This is a genomic window from Methanomassiliicoccales archaeon, assembly GCA_026394375.1.
Lineage (GTDB): Archaea > Thermoplasmatota > Thermoplasmata > Methanomassiliicoccales > UBA472 > JAJRAL01.
The window spans coordinates 106,261-125,264 of sequence record JAPKYJ010000027.1 but is presented as its reverse complement, the minus strand read 5'-3'; the positions used below and the strand labels follow the sequence as shown (position 1 = coordinate 125,264).

Annotated in this window: 23 protein-coding genes; 11 read left to right on the top strand and 12 right to left on the bottom strand. The window is 59.4% G+C overall.

Going from position 1 to position 19,004, the window contains the following annotated elements; all coding sequences use genetic code 11:
- The first annotated feature begins 13 nt into the window (after positions 1-13).
- Positions 14-1,252, top strand: a complete 1,239-nt coding sequence (locus tag NT137_08575) for an acetyl-CoA C-acetyltransferase (GenBank protein ID MCX6653385.1) — start codon at positions 14-16, stop codon at positions 1,250-1,252.
- Positions 1,253-1,732: 480 nt separating this feature from the next.
- On the top strand, positions 1,733-2,980 hold the full coding sequence (locus NT137_08570; GenBank protein ID MCX6653384.1) for a M20 family metallo-hydrolase: 1,248 nt from the start codon (positions 1,733-1,735) through the stop codon (positions 2,978-2,980).
- Between the two features lie 45 nt (positions 2,981-3,025).
- Here the strand turns inward: NT137_08570 and ftsY are convergent, their stop codons facing one another.
- The 4 genes from ftsY to NT137_08550 form a co-directional block, all read right to left on the bottom strand.
- Positions 3,026-3,958, bottom strand: coding sequence for a signal recognition particle-docking protein FtsY (gene ftsY / locus NT137_08565; protein MCX6653383.1), 933 nt, complete (start codon positions 3,956-3,958; stop codon positions 3,026-3,028).
- Positions 3,959-3,964: 6 nt separating this feature from the next.
- Positions 3,965-4,393 carry a prefoldin subunit alpha gene (gene pfdA, locus NT137_08560; GenBank protein ID MCX6653382.1) on the bottom strand — a complete coding sequence of 143 codons (429 nt, stop codon included), beginning with the start codon at positions 4,391-4,393 and terminating at the stop codon, positions 3,965-3,967.
- Positions 4,390-4,638: a 50S ribosomal protein L18Ae gene (rpl18a, locus tag NT137_08555; GenBank protein ID MCX6653381.1), complete on the bottom strand. Its 249-nt coding sequence runs from the start codon at positions 4,636-4,638 to the stop codon at positions 4,390-4,392. The genes pfdA and rpl18a overlap by 4 nt, the downstream gene beginning before the upstream one ends.
- 171 nt (positions 4,639-4,809) lie before the next feature.
- Positions 4,810-5,979: a response regulator gene (locus tag NT137_08550; protein ID MCX6653380.1), complete on the bottom strand. Its 1,170-nt coding sequence runs from the start codon at positions 5,977-5,979 to the stop codon at positions 4,810-4,812.
- 389 nt (positions 5,980-6,368) lie between these two features.
- On the opposite strand from NT137_08550, the gene NT137_08545 reads away from it, so the two are divergent.
- Positions 6,369-6,578 carry a hypothetical protein gene (locus NT137_08545; GenBank protein MCX6653379.1) on the top strand — a complete coding sequence of 70 codons (210 nt, stop codon included), beginning with the start codon at positions 6,369-6,371 and terminating at the stop codon, positions 6,576-6,578.
- Between the two features lie 148 nt (positions 6,579-6,726).
- On the opposite strand, the gene NT137_08540 is transcribed toward NT137_08545, so the two are convergent.
- The gene (locus tag NT137_08540) at positions 6,727-7,212 is read right to left on the bottom strand and encodes a hypothetical protein (protein MCX6653378.1); all 486 of its coding nucleotides are present in this window, start codon (positions 7,210-7,212) and stop codon (positions 6,727-6,729) included.
- 69 nt (positions 7,213-7,281) lie between these two features.
- Positions 7,282-7,491: a hypothetical protein gene (locus tag NT137_08535; GenBank protein MCX6653377.1), complete on the bottom strand. Its 210-nt coding sequence runs from the start codon at positions 7,489-7,491 to the stop codon at positions 7,282-7,284.
- 123 nt (positions 7,492-7,614) lie between these two features.
- Here NT137_08535 and NT137_08530 point away from each other — a divergent pair, with 123 nt between their 5' ends.
- Complete coding sequence (locus tag NT137_08530) at positions 7,615-8,361, top strand: DUF3800 domain-containing protein (protein ID MCX6653376.1); 747 nt, start codon at positions 7,615-7,617, stop codon at positions 8,359-8,361.
- 889 nt (positions 8,362-9,250) lie between these two features.
- Here NT137_08530 and NT137_08525 read toward each other — a convergent pair.
- A complete protein-coding gene (locus NT137_08525) occupies positions 9,251-10,012 on the bottom strand; it encodes a hypothetical protein (protein ID MCX6653375.1) in 762 nt (253 codons plus the stop codon).
- Positions 10,009-10,185 carry a hypothetical protein gene (locus tag NT137_08520; GenBank protein ID MCX6653374.1) on the bottom strand — a complete coding sequence of 59 codons (177 nt, stop codon included), beginning with the start codon at positions 10,183-10,185 and terminating at the stop codon, positions 10,009-10,011. The genes NT137_08525 and NT137_08520 overlap by 4 nt, the downstream gene beginning before the upstream one ends.
- A gap of 219 nt (positions 10,186-10,404) precedes the next feature.
- On the opposite strand from NT137_08520, the gene NT137_08515 reads away from it, so the two are divergent.
- From NT137_08515 to NT137_08500, 4 genes are all read left to right on the top strand, one after another.
- Positions 10,405-10,599: a hypothetical protein gene (locus tag NT137_08515; GenBank protein MCX6653373.1), complete on the top strand. Its 195-nt coding sequence runs from the start codon at positions 10,405-10,407 to the stop codon at positions 10,597-10,599.
- A gap of 123 nt (positions 10,600-10,722) precedes the next feature.
- A complete protein-coding gene (locus NT137_08510; GenBank protein MCX6653372.1) occupies positions 10,723-10,920 on the top strand; it encodes a hypothetical protein in 198 nt (65 codons plus the stop codon).
- Positions 10,921-11,054: 134 nt separating this feature from the next.
- Entirely contained in the window at positions 11,055-11,198 is a 144-nt protein-coding gene (locus NT137_08505; protein ID MCX6653371.1) for a hypothetical protein, read from the top strand.
- A gap of 38 nt (positions 11,199-11,236) precedes the next feature.
- Positions 11,237-12,088, top strand: a complete 852-nt coding sequence (locus tag NT137_08500; protein ID MCX6653370.1) for a radical SAM protein — start codon at positions 11,237-11,239, stop codon at positions 12,086-12,088.
- Here the strand turns inward: NT137_08500 and NT137_08495 are convergent.
- A complete protein-coding gene (locus tag NT137_08495; protein MCX6653369.1) occupies positions 12,079-12,924 on the bottom strand; it encodes a hypothetical protein in 846 nt (281 codons plus the stop codon). The two genes, NT137_08500 and NT137_08495, sit on opposite strands and share 10 nt — an antisense overlap.
- Positions 12,925-12,977: 53 nt before the next feature.
- Positions 12,978-14,225: a DNA primase small subunit PriS gene (locus tag NT137_08490; protein MCX6653368.1), complete on the bottom strand. Its 1,248-nt coding sequence runs from the start codon at positions 14,223-14,225 to the stop codon at positions 12,978-12,980.
- A gap of 155 nt (positions 14,226-14,380) precedes the next feature.
- On the opposite strand from NT137_08490, the gene NT137_08485 reads away from it, so the two are divergent.
- From NT137_08485 to NT137_08475, 3 genes are all read left to right on the top strand, one after another.
- Positions 14,381-15,307, top strand: coding sequence for an IS5 family transposase (locus NT137_08485; GenBank protein ID MCX6653367.1), 927 nt, complete (start codon positions 14,381-14,383; stop codon positions 15,305-15,307).
- Positions 15,308-15,373: 66 nt separating this feature from the next.
- Positions 15,374-15,985 carry a hypothetical protein gene (locus NT137_08480; GenBank protein ID MCX6653366.1) on the top strand — a complete coding sequence of 204 codons (612 nt, stop codon included), beginning with the start codon at positions 15,374-15,376 and terminating at the stop codon, positions 15,983-15,985.
- Positions 15,986-16,095: 110 nt separating this feature from the next.
- A complete protein-coding gene (locus NT137_08475; GenBank protein MCX6653365.1) occupies positions 16,096-16,974 on the top strand; it encodes a zinc metalloprotease HtpX in 879 nt (292 codons plus the stop codon).
- 44 nt (positions 16,975-17,018) lie between these two features.
- Here the strand turns inward: NT137_08475 and NT137_08470 are convergent, their stop codons facing one another.
- Both NT137_08470 and NT137_08465 read right to left on the bottom strand, forming a co-directional pair.
- Positions 17,019-17,714 (bottom strand): PHP domain-containing protein, encoded by a 696-nt coding sequence (locus NT137_08470; protein ID MCX6653364.1) that lies wholly within the window; start codon positions 17,712-17,714, stop codon positions 17,019-17,021.
- Entirely contained in the window at positions 17,696-18,988 is a 1,293-nt protein-coding gene (locus tag NT137_08465; GenBank protein ID MCX6653363.1) for an orotidine 5'-phosphate decarboxylase, read from the bottom strand. The genes NT137_08470 and NT137_08465 overlap by 19 nt, the downstream gene beginning before the upstream one ends.
- Positions 18,989-19,004: the final 16 nt, after the last annotated feature.

Below are 19,004 nucleotides of genomic sequence, written 5' to 3'. Positions count from 1 at the left end.
TACGGACATTTGGTTGAAAGGCACTGGTGCGGCGTTTGGGACCACCGCACGATTCGACATCATCGGAGGCAAGGTCATGCAAGAAGTCGTCATCCTGAGCGCTACTAGGACCGCCATCGGCAAGTTCGGTGGCACGTTGAAGGACGTACCGGCCCCGGAGCTGGGCGCGGTCGTCATCAGAGAGGCGGTGCGTCGGGCCACGCTCAAGCCCCAGGATATTCAGGAATGCATCATGGGCAACGTCCTCAGCGCCGGCATCGGGCATAACCCGGCCCGGCAGGCGGCCATGAAGGCGGGCCTGCGACCGGAGATCGGCTCGCTGAACGTGAACAAGGTGTGCGGCTCCGGCCTGAAGGCCGTCATGTTGGCGGCGAACTCCATCCGCTCCGACGAGCACCAGGTAATCGTGGCGGGAGGCATGGAGAGCATGGACCTGGCCCCCTATCTGCTGAAGAACGCCCGTTTCGGCTACCGTCTGAACGACGACAAGATCGTGGATTCCATGGTCTTGGACGGGCTATGGGACCATTTCAGCAACACGCATATGGGGCTGACCGCGGAGATCGTGGCGGAGCGCTTCCACGTGTCCCGCGAGGATGCCGACCTCTTCTCCTACCAGAGCCACATGAAGGCGCAAGCGGCCACCGTCGCGGGCAGATTCGAGAAGGAGATAGTCCCTTACGTCATACCGTCCAAGAAGGGCAACATCGAGCTGAAGGCGGACGAGGGCATCCGGACGGACACCAGCATGGAGGCGCTGGCGAGACTGAAGCCGTCCTTCAAGGCCGACGGCGTAGTGACCGCCGGGAACGCCTCGCAGCTGAGCGATGGGGCGTCGGCCCTGGTGATCGCCTCGCGAAGCTACGCGGACGAGCATGGCATCGAACCGATGGCGACCATCCAGGGGTATCATACTGGCGGCGTCGAGCCCAAGTACATCATGGAGGCGCCCATACCCACCACGCGGGAGCTGTTGCAGAAGCTGGATCTGAAGATCGACGACATCGACCTTTTCGAGCACAACGAGGCCTTCGCTACGGCGTCGGTGGCGGTCAAGAAGGAGCTGGGTGTGCCTGATGATCGTTTCAATGCGAACGGGGGCGCGGTTGCCCTGGGTCATCCCATAGGCTGCAGCGGTGCGCGCGTGCTGACCACCCTGCTCCATGGGATGGTGGACAGGGGCGCGCGCATGGGCCTGGCCACGCTTTGCCTGGGCGGGGGAAATGCGGTCTCCATGGTCGTGTCCAGATAGAACGTGCGAGCCGACGTCCGCTTCACCAGGCATGGGAACGAGATTATCGACCCTCCGCCGTGGCAACCCTAGATTTAGTCAGCTACTCACGATCAAAATCGTGGGCTTGTAATTATGCTCGACCTTATCCAAGGTGTCACGGCACGCTACATTTGGTCGGCTGACTCCTGCTTGCAAGGCAGGGGAGAACGCATTGTGCGTCTCTGGCGACCTGCTCTATCGAAGCGTTCCAATGCCTTTCCCGCAGACCGTTGCCGGTCTCACGCCCGATGGAGCGATGAAGTTCTAGCCCAGGGCTTCAACCCTCTTTCTCTCCCAGGCGGAGAGTGCCTTACCCCTTGCGAGGTGTCTGGAGACTTCTGTGTGTGCGCCATGCCGTTCAAGAATTTGAATTTGTCGCCATTCATCCCACGATTGAAATCGAGGGTTTTCTGGCGACACATCTTATAATGCATAAGTTATGCATCAAAGGGATTCAGAATGCCGTCTTTGGATGAGCTCTTGGCGATAGTGGAAAGCTACCGCAGTGACATGGTGGAGGCGCTGACCGAGCTGCTGAGGATCCCTGCTATCGGTCCGGGGAGCGGCGGCGAGGGGGAGTTCGAGCGCGCCCGCTTCGTAAGGGAGCTAGTGGAGAAGTGCGGCTACGAGGACGTGGAGATGTTCGACGCTCTGGACGAGCGCGTGCGGCTGCGGCTCAGACCCAACATCGTTGCTCGGAAGCGAGGGGCCTCAGAGCAGGTGGTGTGGGTGGTTTCCCACATGGACACCGTTCCTCCTGGAGATCTGGATTCATGGACCTACCCTCCTTTCTCACCCAAGGTGGTGGAGGGCAAGCTCTACGGTCTGGGGGCGGAGGACAACGGCCAAGCACTGGTAGCATCGCTTTTCGCCTCCAAGGCGCTCAACCAGATGGGCCTCGAGCCCGAGCGGACCATGGCCCTTGCCATAGTCTCGGACGAAGAGGCAGGCAGTGAAAAGGGCATCAAGTTCCTGATCCGAGAGGGAGTGTTCCACCAGAACGACTTCATCTACGTTCCAGACTACGGGGTCAGCGATGGCAGCGTAATCGAAGTGGCGGAGAAGCACATCATTTGGCTGAAGGTGCAGGTGCAGGGGAAACAGACCCATGCTTCCACTCCGAGCAAAGGCATCAATGCCCTGAAGGTGGGCAACCAGCTCACGAACTTCCTCATGGAGCATCTGAACACCAAGTATGGCATCCAGGACGCGGCCTTCCTTCCGCCGGGGTCGACGTTCGAGCCGACCAAGCGCCTGCAGACGGTGGGCAACATCAACACCGTGCCCGGGGAGGATACCTTCTACCTGGACTTCCGCGTGCTTCCGCAATACGACGCCGAGGAAGTGCTGGAGACGGCGAGGATGGCGGCCAAGGTCTTCGAGGACCGGAGCGGGGCCAAGATCAGCGTGGAGCCGGAGCAGTTCACCAAGAGCGGGCCGCCCTCGAACACCGATTCGGCGGCCATGAACAGCCTGGCCAGCGCCATCAAGCGCGTGCGCGGGGTGGACGTCGTTCCCCGCGGCATCGGTGGGGGAACGTGCGCCAACCTGTTCCGTCTGGCCGGCCACGACGCCTATGCCTGGGAGACGGTGGACGAAATGGCGCACACCGTCAACGAGTATTGCCGCATCGACAACCTGGTGAACGACGCCAAGGTGTTCGCCACGCTCATGGCCAGCCTTTGCTATTCCAGCACGATCCGCTGAAAGATCAGTTGATCCAAGTGGCACCTGGGCCGCGTATTCGAACGATCAGGAAGCGAAAAGCCGGTCGACCATCCAATGGCTGTCGAACTTGATGATCTCCTCGTACTCTTGACCGGTGGATAGGAATGCGATAGGCTTCTTGATGGTGTACGCGATCGACAATGCCGCTCCCCCCTTGGCATCGGCGTCGATCTTGGTGAGCACCACCGCATCTATGCCCACTTCCTTGTCGAATGCAAGAGCTTGTTCGATGGCATCGTTGCCCGCCAATGCGTCGCCCACAAAAACAATCAGATGCGGCTTGGCCACGCGCTTGATCTTCTTCATCTCGTCCATGAGGTTGACGTTGGTCTGCATACGCCCGGCGGTGTCCACCAGGACGACGTCCCTCTTGCGCGCCCTTGCATGCTCCACCGCGTCGTAGGCCACCGCTGCCGGGTCTCCCCCGGCGGTGTGCTTGATGACCTTGGTGGCCAGCCGGTCCCCGTGGATGCTGAGCTGCTCAATCGCCCCGGCGCGAAAAGTGTCCGAGGCGGCCAGGACCGTGGTCAGGTTCATCTTCTGCAGGCGATGGGCGATCTTGGCTATGACCGTGGTCTTGCCCGTGCCATTGATGCCCACGAACATGATGACCACCGGCCTATCGTGCTTGACAACGAACTGGTCAAAGTCGAAGGTGTTCGTTTTGAGCACATTCTCCACCGCGTTCTTGAGCGCCAGCCGGACGGCGTCCTCCACCGAGAAGCGGCGGTCCACGCGCTTGCCCTCCAGATCGGCGCGCACCTCCCGCTTGATCTCCTCCACCACGGGAAGCGCTACATCCGCCTCCATCAATCCGAGCTCGAGGCTCCAGAGCACTTCGTCCATGGTTGCTACGTCGATCTTCTTGCCCGAGTCCCCCACGACCTCCTCTGCCTTCTCGGGAAGGGGCTCATCCTTCTTCTTCTTGGTAAAGAGACGCTTGAGCGCCTCGAACAAAAAACCTCACCGGCCCTGGGCCTTTTGCAGGCGATCGTACTCGGCCTGCACCAGCTGTGTGAGCTGCTGGGCCCGAGATTCGACGGCCATTCGACCGTCGACTATCTCCTTCATTCCGTCCGTCATCTCCGCGAGGCGCGCCTCCATGGTCTTCAGCGCCTCCTCCACCGGCCGCTCCACCGTCAGGCCGGAGCCCACTCCGACCAGGGCTTTGTCACTTGAGCCCACCTTGGCAAAGACGAAGGAATTGCCTCCTACGGGGACGAGTATCTCCGAGTCCACAGGCGCATCCTTCCACTTGCTGAGCGTCTCCTTGGCCCGGGAATATTCTTCCAGTGAGAGCTGCACGATCTGCTGCTGTTCCGCCAGCGTCTCCGCTTGCGCCCGGTAGAGGTCGAGGGTCGCCAGTGCCTGCCGGATCTCATCCTCGTTCACTTGGGACCACCACCGACCTGGTGCCGGACGACCGGGTCAGTGATCTCATCGTCCTTGAGTGCCACGAGTTCCTTGATCAGGACATACTTCCTCGTAACCCTGTGCCTGGAGCCGAAATTGGAGTAGATGCCCTCCGCCGCCGCCTTTTCGTCCGCGGCCGCGATCTCCACCTTGAAATCCTGGAGATCGTCGCGGTACTTTCCCATCTTGATCCTATAGGCACCGGTAGCTCTGAACGCTTTCATGTGCATGCCTTCCGCCACAGAAGCGGAACTTACGAATAAAGCTTTTGCTTCCCGCGCCGAACTGGATTCACGGCTAGGGACATCACTTCTGGGTACCTTGAGCTCGTTGAAACGACAAGGCGCCTGGCCCTAGAAGACGGGATCGCGCCTCCAATGGCTGGCGATGGATGACTATCTGCCCCTCTCCATCCCCGTGAACAGTTGCGCGATCGTGGGCATCTCCTCCCCCGCCCTCCCCTGCACCATGAAGAACATGAACTCGCCTTCGTCGATGGATATCTTCATGAGGCTGACCAAGAACTTCTGGTCGGTCCCTTCCTTCGTCCGGAGACCGACCTCCAGTCGATGGACCATTCCGCCGGATGGGAGAGCCTCCAGCAAGCTCTTCCTGCCGCCGTCGCTCAGGACGCCCAGCTCGGCGGGGGTCTTGCCGACCATCTCGTCCTGATCATATCCTAGAAGCCTCGCGGCCGCGACGTTGACGTGGATAATCTTATCCGTGCGCGCCTCCAGGATGCCGGCGGCGACCGGCATCTGGCCCAGGGTGATGGAGAGCAGCCGCTCCCTGACCTTGAGCTCCTCCTCCATCCTCAGGAGGTGCGTGACGTCCTTGGAGACGGCTATCAGCAGGCGATCGTTTCCGTGCATCGCCATGGTCGACTTGATCAGGATCCGCTTGACCGAGCCGTCCTTGGCCCGGACCGAGAAGACGGATCCCTCCCCCTGCAGCGAGCTCATCAACCCCGATAGCTCTCCAGGGGTACGGTTCCCGCCCCCGTCCATGAATTGCAGGTCCATCACGTGCCTCCCTTCGACCTCCTCTGGCGCGTAACCGAGCAATCCGGCGACCGACGGGCTGACGTAGCTGACGACGCCCTTGTCAGTCACCAGGAAGATGACCTCGGAGAGGCTCCTCATGATCAGGTTGAACTGGGAGAGATTGTACTGGACCGATTCCTCTGCCTCCCGTTGGCCGCATGCGGTCCGTATCACGTTCGCCAGCATCCCCGTCTGCGTGACGAAGTCGGCGCCCTTCATCAGGTAGGAGTTGGCCCCACTGTTCAGCGCTTCCATCGCCGCCTCCTCCCTCCCTTTCCCAGTGAAGAGGATGAAGGGGGTCCTGTCGCCGGCATTCCGGACCGCTTTCAGGAATTCAATCCCGTCCATCCCCTCCATTTGGTAGTCGGAGATGATGGCATCGTAGCTGTTCGCCCTCATCAAGGCGAGCGCTTCTGCTGCAGATGACGCGAGCTCGACCTTGAACTCCCCCTCCGATTCGAGGTGGGCCCTGCATATCTCTGCGAAGTCTAGGCTGTCATCGACATGGAGTACTCTCAGCAAGGTCTCTCTCCCCCCCTGTGCGATTGGGTTCGGTTCGATAATATATATCTAACCTGATAAATATCATGGTCGAACATTATGGCGCGGAATGGCATCGCTGACATCGGCAAAAGTAAGCGATCGTCCAAGGAAGCGTCCCCCCACAACCTGTGACATCGCGAGCCCTATTGCTGGTATATAAACCCGATTTGAGCATGCTATACCAGATGTTTTATACAAGGTCATACGCAGCGATGACTGGATGGAACGGATTTCTGGTCTGGCCGCACTAGCTCACTTTCGTCCTACTCCCACCCCTTCCTTCTTTTATCCCCGCGCCTTCACTAGCTTGCCTCGAGACGCATAGGCTAGGACGCTCGGAATTGGCCCTAAGAGGCGGGGGGAGTCGCATGGACGACATAAGGCTTGAGAAGTGCTTGGAAGCGATCTACGAGCAGGTTAGCGCCCCCCTTCCGCCCGAGTGCCGGAAGGACTGCCCTATGCTCAGGGTGATCGCGGACCTGCTCGTCGGCGTGAAGAGCGTGAACAATGAGGAGGTCGCGATCGAGATGGGTATATTGCAGAACGGGGAGTGGAAGTGCCCGACCTTGGGGGAGTGATACAATGATTATCATCTGGACATTCCGCCTGCTTCGACATCCATGAGATCATCTCTATGGGTTCTTCGTAGCTCCATCAGGCGCGAATCCCTGATCTCCTTCACCAGCTTCCGACCGACCGCGACAGGCAACCGAAGCGCCGGGCCGTTCAATGCCCCTTGGGAGGTTCCAAGACAGAGGTAGCCAGCTTATAATGCACGCTCTCTTCGCGGACCAGCCGCTTGAGGGCCTCCAGGACGAATTCCCTGTCCGCCGGGGCAAGGTAGGCGGAACTATCCGAGGCCTCGAGCCGCACGAGAATGTCCGAATAGTTCTCCATCATCCGCCTCTCCACGCGGGTGATCTCCTTGACCATCTCCTCATCCCATGACAAGTGGAACGGGAACTTGGAAGCGCGCTGAGGGAAGTCCCACTTGCGGCGATCGGTCTTCACCCTGGCTATCATCGACTCGACCAAAGACAGGTGCTCGCTGGATTCGGAGATGAGCCGGGGCATCAGCTGCCGGAGCTGGCTCCGAGTGGCGTACCTGTCGCTCTCTTCCAGGCTGACGCATTCGAACCGCTTCTCTATCTCCCATCCTTTGAGGAGGAGCCCGACCAGCTCGGCGCCGTCCGATATCTGCGCGGTGCCCATTGCAGTCAAGTTCTGCCTGAGTCCTATTTGAAGGTGTCGACGCGAAATGCAGAAGGTGTATGATGGGCTTCAAGGAGCGACCTGAGCAAGCTGCCAAAGGGCATTAGAATACCGGCATTCGGGCGGCTGACCTGGGGTCGGTCCTTTCTGACGCACAATAGTCCCGCATCCCGGGCACCTGATCATTCCCTTCAGCAGCCTCTGCCCGCAGCTGCACTCACCGGCGATCATGACCCTCTTGACCTTGGCCGGGGTGACGACCACGACCTTGCGCGCCATGGCGAGAACGAGGGGGTTGGGGGTTATCGAGGTTTGGGTCATAGTATCACGAAGACGCAGCAAGCCTTGGAGCACCCGTCGTTGTCGGAATGACGAAAACCGTTATTCGGTTGCAGTGCTCCTATGGGGCTGTTGACGCGAATCCTCGTATTCATTGATGAGAGCGGCAATCCCTGGAGAGGAGAAGACACGTTCACGGCCGCAGCTTGCTGGTGTGTCCCTGCGACCAAAGAAGGCATAGTCAGCGTTCTGAGATATACTCTCGATGAAACCCGCCGCAAAGTCGAGAAGCTGACTGGTAAGTTGCCAAGGGAGATTCACTATTCAGATGGGTTGCGCAGATACGCAGAGCCGCTGGTCAGTACCATCATCGAGAAATCGCCAGAGGACTCTTCGATAGTCAGGAAGGATTCTGATCATCCATGGTCAAAGCACCCTTTAGGTTGCTCAACCGCGATATTCACTCCAGTCGCGGAATCTGCCACGATGACGGATGAAGAGTTCCCGAATATCCTTCGGGCCAGGGCGCTCTTGTCACTCCTGCGACCGCTCGTTGTCTACGGAGGATCCCAGTCATTTGAGGTCAGCGTAGTATTAGACGATGATTGCTGGAAGAAGTCGTTGGATCTTTGTTCATCGATAAAGGACATTGCGAGCAAGAAAGGGGTAGCAATTTCCTTCTCTTGTGAGAAGAGTGTCCGAATTCCGGGCCTTCAAATTGCCGACTTGATGGCCGGAATCACAAGGGACTACTACAGAAATGGGATAGCAGAAGACGCATTTAGGATCATTGAAAAACTCAACATTCGACATCTTGGAGCGAAAGTCGTGCCGCATGTCGAACCCTTGGACAAAACAAAAACTCTGTGAGACCAAGGGATGGGACTCGTTACCATTCACAGATGGGTCATCGCCCCACCCGCCGTCTCACAGAATCGTAATACATCGAACTCACCTAAGTAATTATCCTTTGTACTACGGATTTTGACAGGATTTTCTGCGCCTTTTGAACCTATTTGGTGATTTATTTCTTGTGCACGATTATTCTTTGAATCGTTGAGATGGGGCTAAAACCCCCGCGGGCTCCGGCCAGGCTTCACTTGCCGATCATCCAATCGACAATCCGGATGATTGTCGAACGGGCTTTTTTGTCTCTGAAAAAGAGGAAAAACGAGGAACTTATGAGAAAGGCGAGTACCCAGGCAATCGCAGCCAATCCAAGATTGAACAAGAAATCGCGCTGGTATAGTGACGTCACCATGAGGAGGTAGAACGTCAAGAAGACTGAGAAGAAGGTCTGCACATATGCGAGCCTCAAGTCGTTCCTATATGGTTCTTGTGTCATCTACCGTTCTAGCATCCCCTCACCTCTTCCCCGCCAGCCTGTACCTGCACGTCGACGGCTGGATCGGCCCGCAGTACGCCTCGACAAGCCCGGTCGCCTGCAGGGTTTCCAGGACCATTGCCGCATGATGCGGGCTGTCACCAAGGGCGATCACTTCGTCGTGGGTCAAGTCATGGGCGTCGAGGGCGTGCAGGATCCTGACCGCGAGCTCGTCGTCGTTGAGGTCCTTGGCGGCCTTAGTATCCTTCGTTCTACCTCGCCTCCATCATGAGCAGGATGAACCAGCGGGTCCTCGATAATAATGGTTGCCCCCTGATTGGTGCCTGGTTGGAGCTCGTTCTTTTTCGAGTTTCTCGGTTCGCTCTGGCGAGTCAATAGCTCAGATCTATCAGTCAATGAACAGTCGGCGCGCCATCATCTCCAGGCGTTGAGTTTCTCGGATACGTTCATGAGGACACCCTTCTTGGAGGAGTCGAGTCGACTGATCGCGGCTGCTTTCTTGTCCTTTGGCCAACGCGTAACTATCTCTCGGACACGAGCCCTCACTTCTTTCTTGATTCTCTCCCCTTCATCCTCCACAAAATCAAGCAATTCATCCAAGGGGAACATGCTCTCCAGGGCTTGCTCGGCCCTTGAGACTGGTTCAAAGAGAGCCTGGTTGTTATCAAGAGGCCGGACAATGTTCACCCCTCCTCGACGGACCGTATAGTCAAATCCCGGGAACGTTAGGATTAGATCACGAATCCGCAGCGAATGGAAGGACTTCTCGTCGGTCAGGGGGATGTCGGGTCTGGCGAGATCATACCTGACAATGATCTCCTTTTCTGTCTCGAATTTGCGGGGATAGGTCAGTGCGAAGTAGTGGGTAGTGGGAACTCTGGCTTTATTGCTGGGATGATATCGGTGGAGGTGTTTTTTCAGGTACTTGGCAGTCTCCTCCGATGGTAATCCTGGGATTCCTGACCTATGCCTTCGAGTCCCATGCTCCCCACTGCGATGCGTCTTTACGGAACGTCCTTCGCCGATGACTGTGAGATGTTCTCCTGGACTGGTCTTCGTTGTGAAGGTTACCAGGACCCGGTTCCTTGATAAGGGCATAATCTTCACTCGGAAGAGCTCTTCACCCAACAACTCGTATATCTGGATGGTCGGCTTTTCTACTGACCCTTCGATCATCTGATGATTTCCTCGATCTCCTTCAACTTCTCCGCCACCTTCTTGCCCTTCGGGGAGAGCCTGAAGATGTATGTCAACCTGGGACTCCGCCCCTCCTCGATCTCAATGAGGCCCTGCACTTCAAGCCCTCTCGCGACCTGGATTATCTTAGCATAGTTCCTGTTGACTAGCATCAGGTCTCTTGCTTGGATTTGCTTGCGGTCCAAGAGAAGGAGCAGGAGGTTCGCGACATGCGGCTCTGCCAGTATTGACCGGGGGGATTCGTTATTCATTCTGATTTCGGAATTGGAACTCGAATCTGGCTCGATATTGGTTTTGTTGTTGGTTCTGAAACAACAACCTTTACTACCTAGCTAAATGTTCTCCGTTGTGAACTAAAAACAGTGATGCTCATGTCCGAACTCCTCCAAGCGACCAAGATCACGCGCAACGGCCGAATCTCCCTCGGCCAGGACGTCATGGACCGCATCGGCGCCAATGTGGGCGATCACGTCAAGCTCTTCGAGCAGGGTGGGTTCGTCTGGCTCGTCAAGGACGAAGCGCCGGGCGTCCCCTCCGAGGCCAAGGAGGCCGCCGCGGGTGCCTGACCCCTCTTCGTTCACGCTCAACCATGACCGGCGGAGCCGCTCGAGTCTCCTCCCGGGCGATCCAGTCCTCAGATCTTTCCCCACCTCCGCCGGTCAAACCCCTTACACCGGGAGGTCCGTTCGATGAACCCGGTCAAATGCTCCCATTGCTCATCCAGCGACACCGAGCCCATCAACGTCGTCGACGGGATAGCCCGCCACTCATGCCGCGCCTGCGGCCTGCCATTCTTCATTCCTTCATCGCAGGAGGATCTCCGGCGACGGAAGCGGCCGATCGGAGGGGATGGGATGCGCTCGGAGGGTGGCCGCGGTGGTCTCTGAGCCGCTGCGGTAACGTCGGGAGGACTGTGATGCCCACAAGCAGATGGACGTCTGGCACGCTTACGCCAGGCAGTGGCTGGCAGTGAAGGAGGAGGACCGCCTGCAGCAGGATCTATCGCGCGTCGAACAAGGACATGGTCGCGGCGAAGGACCTACTGCGGCACGAGAGCTTCGACACGACGCTGAAGCACTACGTCGAGTCGAACTCGGTGGAGCTCATCGAGCACTTGGACGCGGCGACGTCGAAGGACTGCCCCTCGCGCACGAGCCAGCAGTAGGAAGTTATAAACAAAGGTTTTGCTGATTGGAGGGACGCATGCCTGCGCTTGACCGGACCCTTCACTGCTATTATCCAGGCAAGAGCTTTCCCTCTTTTTCGGTCACGGGAGATCAGTGTGCTCTGCATTGCGATCACTGCCATGGGCACTATCTGCACGGAATGAAGGAGGTGAGCACGCCCGAGGCACTCATTCGTGCCGTCCAGGAACTGTCATCTCGAGGGGGCAGAGGATTCCTGCTCAGCGGCGGCTGCGACCAACGCGGCCGGGTGCCTCTTCTGCCTTTCGTGGAGGCGGTGCGCCAAGTGAAGGAACGGCACGGACTGGAGGTGAACATCCACACCGGCATGCTCGATATCAAGGAAGCGAGGGCGCTGGTACGCTCGCGAGCCGACTGCTATTCCGTGGACGTTCACCAGACGAGGGCGGTCATCCAGGGGGTTCTCCATTCGCCGATGGGCCCGAAGGATTACGAGGACACCCTCGTCTCGCTCTTCGACACCGGCGCGGAAGGGGTGGTGCCACACGTGACCGTGGGCCTGGAGGACGGGAACGAGGACGCGATGGAGAGCATCCGCCTCTCCGCCCGGTATCCCATTCGGTCGCTGGTGCTCCTGGTCTTCCTTCCGACGCCAGGAACGCCTCTGCAAGATCGCCAGCCACCGGCGGACGAGGAAGTGCTCCGGGTGATCAAGGAGGCGATGATGCTGGCCCGCTGTCCGGTCATCCTGGGGTGCATGCGTCTCCGCGGTCGCCTGCGACTGGAAAGAGAAGCGATACTTCTGGGGGTCAGGCACATGGCCATGCCCTCCCCGGCCACAGTGGAGTGGGCGATCGCGCAGGGGTTCGAAGTCCTGCGCGCAGAGCGCTGCTGCGCCCTTCACGTGTAGATCGCGCCGGAGGAGTACTTACGTTTCATCGGGACCAAATAGGCCATCCAGGCCCCGAAGGCAACGATGAACATGAGCGCGAAGAACGGCACGTAGCTGAGGAAGACCGGCGACAACGCCGGATGCACGGAATAGTCGATGCTGGTGGCCGTTGACTCCACCGTATCCAGGACGACGTAGTATTTTCCGTAGGGCAGGTTCTTTATTTCGATACTAAGAGCTGGATTGGCCTCGTAATCATAGATGTTGATGCGGTATTGGATAAGGAGTGAGATGTTGTCCTTGGTTTGATCGAAATTCTTCTCCGAAACGACGTAGACGCGTGCCACTCCGGAATTGGCGTTCACAGTGATGTGGTTAACAGAGGATAGCCCGAGCGGGTCGCGATCATAGAACGTTGCATAGGCGGTCGCAGCCTGACCGCCGGTGTTGTTGATCCTTCCTTTGGCGGCGAAGGAATCCTCAATGGCCTTGGAAACGAATGGAGCCCAGAGCAGGAAGACCACCACAGCGGAGATGATGACCACCACCAGCCCCCGTCGGATCGCTCGCTTGGCGATGTAGTATCTGGTGCTGTCGGAGCGGATGAGCCGCATCTCCAAGATCTTGAAGAAGAACGACTCCACCGCGATTATCAGCACCATCAGGATGACGAAGTAGATGAAGGAATTGACCGGCAAGTAGAAAGGTATCAGGCTGGCGCGGCCCTCGGCCAGTATTACGAAGATCGGTATGATGAGGGTCAGGGCGATCTGGACAAGATATAGGTACTTCTTTATTCGGCGCACCTGCGCCATGCGTATGCCGCCTGCTAACTCATCCTTTCCACTGAGCATGAATCCCAGCGAAAAATGCTCGCCTCCAGATAAATACTTTTGCCGCCCACGGTCTACTCCAGAGAATCGGTCCCGGAGAGCGTCGCTTCCCTCCGGCAGACGAGGAAGAGGGCGGCGAACTCCGGCACATCCACATCCCCCCGGAGGATGAACCTCTCGCCCCTAAGGGCGACGTCCACGTCCCGGTTCATGTGCAGTCTGACCGGCTCATCCGTGAGGGTGTCCGGCACCGCGTCCCGCAGAGGTTCGAACTCATCTAGGTCAGCTCTTCGCATAGGGACGACCCTCAATCCTGTCTTCCCGTGCAGGGAATAGGGCATGCGGATTAATCGCTTGATATCGCTGGTGACCGGTTCGTCCACCTCACCTGCCAGCCGAGGCTTGAGGTCCATATCCACCAGCCGCAGGAAGGCCGCCTGGTGCTTGTCCCGGACGTTGGCCAGATTGCCCTTCGTCAGTATGAGGTCCCGGCCCCTTCTCCCACGAGCTCCTTGGAACAGATCCTCAAATAACCCGGTGACGACCTCCTCCCTTTCGCCTTGGAATGCTTTGTATCGGGCCGTCGCGTCCTTCGGTCCCAGGTCCTCCATCTCATCCAAAAGGGAAATGAGCCCGGGTCGAACCTTCCCCCGCCAGCCGCCCCGGTCCTCTCCCAGCAAAACGCGCGTCTTGAGCGACCGGCTGCCCGCCTTGAGCCGGATGCCCACCCGGGCCTCCTCGGGCATGAGCCAATCAACGCTCAGATCGGTGCCGGTGACGTAGTCCACGATCTCTCTCCTCTCATGGGAGCGCAATGAAAGAACCCGGGGGTCGAAGACGTGCGCGTGGTATCCCCGTCCACCTGAGAACGTCACCTTCACTTTCTTCTCATCGAACCCGAGGTCGCCCAGGATGTATTCGTCCAATAGACGGATCATCTCCGCTTTCACCCGGGCCAGCATCTCGGTGTAGGTCAGCTGGTCCGCCCCGGGGATATGGTCCGCATCCAGGTCGAAGATGAGATCGGCGCCGAGCCACTTCTTGTCCTCCATCCGCTCTGCGTCCGGTATTTCGTAATAGGCGGAGGAGTAGTACACGTGAGCCGGCACGCGCTCCTTCAGGAAGGCATGCAGCTCCGATTTCTTCGGGAACGCCAGATGCCTCTGCACGAAGCTCTTGTCGAAGAACATGAACCCGAACTCCCGGCGACCGAAGCGGTCGGGAGGCGGGGGCGGGCGCTCCACGTAGTACGTGCGGAATCGCGACATCATGAACTCGGTCTCGCCGGCCACGCTCACACCTAGAAGTCCAGCTCGAGGCATGCACCTCTTGGCTTTTGTAAGTTGAGCTGCTCAGTAGAAATCATCCTTGAACGCTTGATGGTCTCGATATTTTTATTGTCTCAGCACGATATAGTCCCATTGGGGGCCAGCCAACGGTCTTAGCGGACTGCTGGCCCCCGGGATGGGATGACCTCGTGCCGAGGGTGAGGGATAGGATAGACCAGAATAAGTTGTTTAAGGTGGTGCGCGGCCTCAAGTCCAGGCTTGGGCGCCTGGCTGTACCGCTGCACCGATGCCAGAGATCGAACCACATCTTCACGCAGCACCAGCTCCTGGTGCTGCTGGTGCTGCGCCAGTGGTCCGGGAAGTCCTACCGCGAGTTCTGCGTGCTCGTGGAGGTGTGCACGGCGCTGCTAGAGGAGTTGGGCCTGCGACGCCTGCCGCACTTCACCACCCTGCAGAAGTTCGCCCAGCGCGTCCAGCAGGCCCTGCTGGACCGGCTCCTGGGCTCCTTTGCAGACCTGGTCGATGGCCCGTTGCACCTGGCCATCGACTCCACTGGCTTCAGCTGCACCTCTGCCAGCCGGTACTTCTGCACGGTGGTGCAGAGGAACGAGGAGCGAACCCTGGCCAAGGGTCAGAGGTCGCTCCGGAGGCACCTGAAGCAGAGCATGGCCATCGACACCTCCAACCAGATGATCCTGGCCGTCCGCTACCGCTATGGTCCCTACAACGACGCGCCCGACGCCATCCCGGTGCTGGAGGCCGTCGCCAGCATCGGGAAGGTGGCGGTCGTGGTGGCGGACAAGGGTTACGACTCCAAGCATATCCGCCGTTACATCTGGTATGCGATGAAGGCGGAATCTCACATCCCCCTGCGGAGGACAAGCAAGCATGGCCAGGAGGATATGAACATCCTGCGTCGGAAGCAGAAGGACGTCTTCGATGAGCGCAAGTACCACCGACGAGCGCTCATCGAGACGGTGCACTCGGTGGAGAAGCGCGTGATGAGGCAGGACGTGCTGGCGACCAGCACCTCCTGCCAGCACAAGGAGTTGACATTGCGGGCGATCGCGTACGATTCGAGGAGGGCGGCTATGATGGGTAATGATTTCTACTGAGCAAGTTGAGCCAAAAGTTAATTATCGCATACAAATTATCGAGATTGGAACCACGGAGGGGCACAGATGAAGACGTATGTCAAGATCGTATACTCCAGTGAGGGAAGATCGCCCAAGGAGGCCGAGGAGCTGTTGCGGGGGTTCGGTTTCGTCCGGGCCAGGGGAACGAACACCTTTGAGACCGAGGTCCCCGATGAAGCGACAGGCATCGAGAGGCTGGAGGCGCTGCATGCCGGCCTCAAAGGTCAGGGGTTCATCTACGAGCCGTCCGTTGGCAGGCCGCTGGAATCGCTGCCTGGACAGCAGCTGGGATACAAGGAGCGCATGGCCCGCTGGAGGGACGCTGGCCTGGACATAGAGGAGCTGCAGGACCTGCTGCAGTTCGATGTGGAGCGCTTCAAGAGCCGCGGTCTGGAGATGATGCGGTCTCAACTTGATCGGGTGGCCGTGGAACGGGAGCGCGAGATACGCGAGGCGGAGGCGCGGGAGAAGATCGAGCGGGGGCGGGAGAAGATCATGTCCGCGGTCCAATCGGAAGGAGGGCAGACCATCCAGCAGCTCATGGTCATCACCGGCGTGGACGAGGACATCCTCACTCAGATGCTGGACGAGCTGGTCAAGAAGGGCAAGATCGTCGCCCGGCAGAGCGGGAGGCGGGTCGCCTTCGTGGGGGTCTGAGGCCTCAGGTCGCGCAGACCCAGCCTCAGATCGCTCATGGCAACGCTTTTGTAGAAGGTCAATTAGGGTTAAATAGCAGCGCTTTCATGAGTGGGAAAAGAGGTGAACATATGGGAGCATTTGGATCGACCCTGAGGATGTTGGGTCTTTTCGTCTTCATGTTCGCGCTGTTCGCCGTCGTTGGCTGGCTAGTGGGGAGCTACCTCATGGGCGGCTGGATCGTCGGCTCGGTGGTCTTCCTGGCCTTCGCGGCGCTCATGAACACGATATCCTACTTCTATTCATCCAAGATAGTGCTCTGGTCGTACAGGGCGAAGATAGTCAGCGAGAGCGAGTCCCCGAGGCTCTATCGGACCGTGAAGAAGATAGCCGACCAGTCGGGCCTTCCCACACCGAGGATCGCCCTCGTGCCCTCCGAGACCCCGAACGCATTCGCCACCGGCCGCAACCCCAAGAACGCGGTCGTGGCGGCGACGGAGGGCATCTTGAGATTGCTCGACGACCAGGAGCTGGAGGGCGTGCTGGCGCACGAGATGGCCCACGTCAAGGACCGGGACATCCTGGTCATGAGCATCGCCGCCACGCTCGCCGGAGCGATCTCCTTCGCTGCGCGCTGGGCGCTCTGGGGCTCGATGTTCGGCAACCGCCGGGACAACGGGGCCGGAGTACTGATGATCGTGGTGGCCATCACCGCGCCCATCGCTGCGTTGCTGGTGCAGCTGGCCATTTCCCGCAGCCGGGAGTACAAGGCCGATGCCGAAGGGGCCATGCTCACCGGCAAGCCCTTGTACCTGGCCAGGGCACTGGAGAAGCTGGAGAAGGAGAACCGTCGCAAACCACTGAAATTCGGCAATCCAGCGTCCGCGGGGCTGTGGATCGTGAACCCGTTCTCCGCCGGTCGTCTGGTGCGCATCTTCTCTACCCATCCGCCGACCGGCGAGAGGGTGGCCAGGCTGCGCAAAATGGCCAACGACATGGGCCAGTTCTGAGCCCCGCGAAACGCCTTTCCCCTTCTTCTGTTGTCGTCAGCATCTCAGAGCAACAGCATATCCATCAGATCGCAGCGTTCGAGGAACTGGTAGCCTTTGGACACGTTCACCACCTCGTCGATGAGGCGGTGCACGTCCGTGCCCACAGAGACTTGGACCTTGTTCTTGAAGGCCCGGTAGTGCTCCTCCGCTCTCTCGTAGTACGGAACGCCCTCCTCTTTGTACAGGGACGCGGTGTTCACCTCCACGAAGAGGCCGTAGGATTGCAGCAGGTCCGCCACTTCGCCGGACGTGATGCCACTGAACACTCGGGCGATATCTGTGTGCACCAGGCCGCAAGGAACCTTCAGGCGGCAGAGCAGCCAGTCCAGCTCGCTCAGCATGGTCCCGCCCATCTCCTCGTCGTTCACGTACTCGAAGAGCACCAGGTCCAGTTGGTTCAGGGCGTCCACCGGCAAGGAGCGCAGGTCGCAGCGCTCGGGAGAGGTGTCTATCTCCACGCCTGCCAGGACCCGCAGCCCGCCATCATGCTTCCGGTCCAGGTTGCGTATGGTTGATATGTATTCGTCCATCTGTTCCGAGGTCAGGCATCGGGGCACTTTAGAGGTCTGGAAGTGATCGGTGATGGCCACGTGCGTCAATCCACCCTCCGCCGCCCTGGCCGCGATATCCTGAGGGGAGAACCAGCCATCGGAGAAATGCGAGTGCGCGTGGAGGTTGATCAGCGTACCTGCTCCCATTTCTCCAGCTCCTGCACGCTGGACAGGGTTCCGCCCCGCTTGATCTCCTCGCGGATGCGGTTCTCGCGCTCCAATACGTCGACGGAGCGATTCGCCACCTCCACCGCATGCTCCTGAGGGACCACCACCACCCCGTTCTCGTCCCCGATGATCCAATCTCCCACGTGCACCGTCTGTCCGCCGCACACGATCTCGTGGCCGATGCCCCCGTATCCCTTGGGCTCGCCGGCATGCGGCACGATGTGCCTGGAGAAACATGGAAAGCCCATCTCTAGAATGGAGTCAATGTCCCGGGCGGCCCCGTCGATGACCACGCCGCTCACTCCCCTCAACTTGGCGCTCCAGGAGGCGAGCTCCCCCCAGACCGCGACATCGCTCCCTCCCACATCGATGACTATGACATCTCCCTTCCTTGCCCGGTCGATCGCCTCCACGGGCTTCGCCCAATCCCCGTTGGCCGTGAGAACCGTCAGCGCCCGTCCCACCATTTTCTGTCCGTGCGCGATGTGGGGATGGATCCCGGACATCACCCCTCGCTTGTGCTGTGCGTCGGCGATGTTGGGAGTGGAGACCCTTGAGAACGCTTCGAACAGCCCCTCCCGGGCATATTTCCGGGAGAGCTGGAGCGGGACCTTCGCCCCGGTCATCGACTTCTTCACGGCCTCGGCCGCGGAACGCACATCCTCGGCCTTGATTATTCCCCCGCCCACTATAATCACGCTCGCGCCCGAGGAGACCATCTTCCCCGCGCTGCCGGCATTGATGCCTCCGGCGACCGCCACGGGCACCGATACGGCAGAGGCCACTTCCCGTACCAGCTTGGCCGCGGAGACCAGCCCCCTCATCTGCTCGTCTATGCCCACGTGCAGGCAGACGAGGTCCGCACCCAGCTCCTCGGCCCGCCTGGCCGCTTTGGTCGGCGCGGGCACGTTCATCAGGTCCACCATCACCCGGGCGCCGTAATGCTTGGCCGTTAGACATGCTTCTGAGATCGTGCCTTCGTCGGCCAAGGCCATGACGGTGACGATGTCCGCCCCGGCCTTGGCGGCGATTTCCACCTCGAACCCGCCTACGTCCAACGTCTTGGTGTCCGCTACCAACGTGTTCTGGGGGAACGCCTTCTTGAGCGCCCGGAGCGATTCCGAGCCCTCCGATTTCAGCAAAGGGGTGCCGACCTCGATCCAGTCCGCCCCGCCTGCCACCGCCTCCTTCGCGATGGCAAGCGCGCGTTTCAGATGCATGAGGTCCAACGCCACTTGGAGCACTGGTTGCATATGACCGCGCTAGAAG

Excerpts from the sequence above, each read along its gene's own strand:
- NT137_08570 (MCX6653384.1), top strand. The coding sequence starts at position 1,733 with ATGCCGTCTTTGGATGAGCTCTTGGCGATAGTGGAAAGCTACCGCAGT.
- rpl18a (MCX6653381.1), bottom strand. The coding sequence starts at position 4,638 with ATGAAAGCGTTCAGAGCTACCGGTGCCTATAGGATCAAGATGGGAAAG.
- NT137_08545 (MCX6653379.1), top strand. The coding sequence starts at position 6,369 with ATGGACGACATAAGGCTTGAGAAGTGCTTGGAAGCGATCTACGAGCAG.
- NT137_08540 (MCX6653378.1), bottom strand. The coding sequence starts at position 7,212 with ATGGGCACCGCGCAGATATCGGACGGCGCCGAGCTGGTCGGGCTCCTC.
- NT137_08535 (MCX6653377.1), bottom strand. The coding sequence starts at position 7,491 with ATGGCGCGCAAGGTCGTGGTCGTCACCCCGGCCAAGGTCAAGAGGGTC.
- NT137_08530 (MCX6653376.1), top strand. The coding sequence starts at position 7,615 with ATGGGGCTGTTGACGCGAATCCTCGTATTCATTGATGAGAGCGGCAAT.
- NT137_08525 (MCX6653375.1), bottom strand. The coding sequence starts at position 10,012 with ATGATCGAAGGGTCAGTAGAAAAGCCGACCATCCAGATATACGAGTTG.
- NT137_08520 (MCX6653374.1), bottom strand. The coding sequence starts at position 10,185 with ATGCTAGTCAACAGGAACTATGCTAAGATAATCCAGGTCGCGAGAGGG.
- NT137_08515 (MCX6653373.1), top strand. The coding sequence starts at position 10,405 with ATGTCCGAACTCCTCCAAGCGACCAAGATCACGCGCAACGGCCGAATC.
- NT137_08510 (MCX6653372.1), top strand. The coding sequence starts at position 10,723 with ATGAACCCGGTCAAATGCTCCCATTGCTCATCCAGCGACACCGAGCCC.
- NT137_08505 (MCX6653371.1), top strand. The coding sequence starts at position 11,055 with ATGGTCGCGGCGAAGGACCTACTGCGGCACGAGAGCTTCGACACGACG.
- NT137_08500 (MCX6653370.1), top strand. The coding sequence starts at position 11,237 with ATGCCTGCGCTTGACCGGACCCTTCACTGCTATTATCCAGGCAAGAGC.
- NT137_08495 (MCX6653369.1), bottom strand. The coding sequence starts at position 12,924 with ATGCTCAGTGGAAAGGATGAGTTAGCAGGCGGCATACGCATGGCGCAG.
- NT137_08490 (MCX6653368.1), bottom strand. The coding sequence starts at position 14,225 with ATGCCTCGAGCTGGACTTCTAGGTGTGAGCGTGGCCGGCGAGACCGAG.
- NT137_08480 (MCX6653366.1), top strand. The coding sequence starts at position 15,374 with ATGAAGACGTATGTCAAGATCGTATACTCCAGTGAGGGAAGATCGCCC.
- NT137_08475 (MCX6653365.1), top strand. The coding sequence starts at position 16,096 with ATGGGAGCATTTGGATCGACCCTGAGGATGTTGGGTCTTTTCGTCTTC.
- NT137_08470 (MCX6653364.1), bottom strand. The coding sequence starts at position 17,714 with ATGGGAGCAGGTACGCTGATCAACCTCCACGCGCACTCGCATTTCTCC.
- NT137_08465 (MCX6653363.1), bottom strand. The coding sequence starts at position 18,988 with ATGCAACCAGTGCTCCAAGTGGCGTTGGACCTCATGCATCTGAAACGC.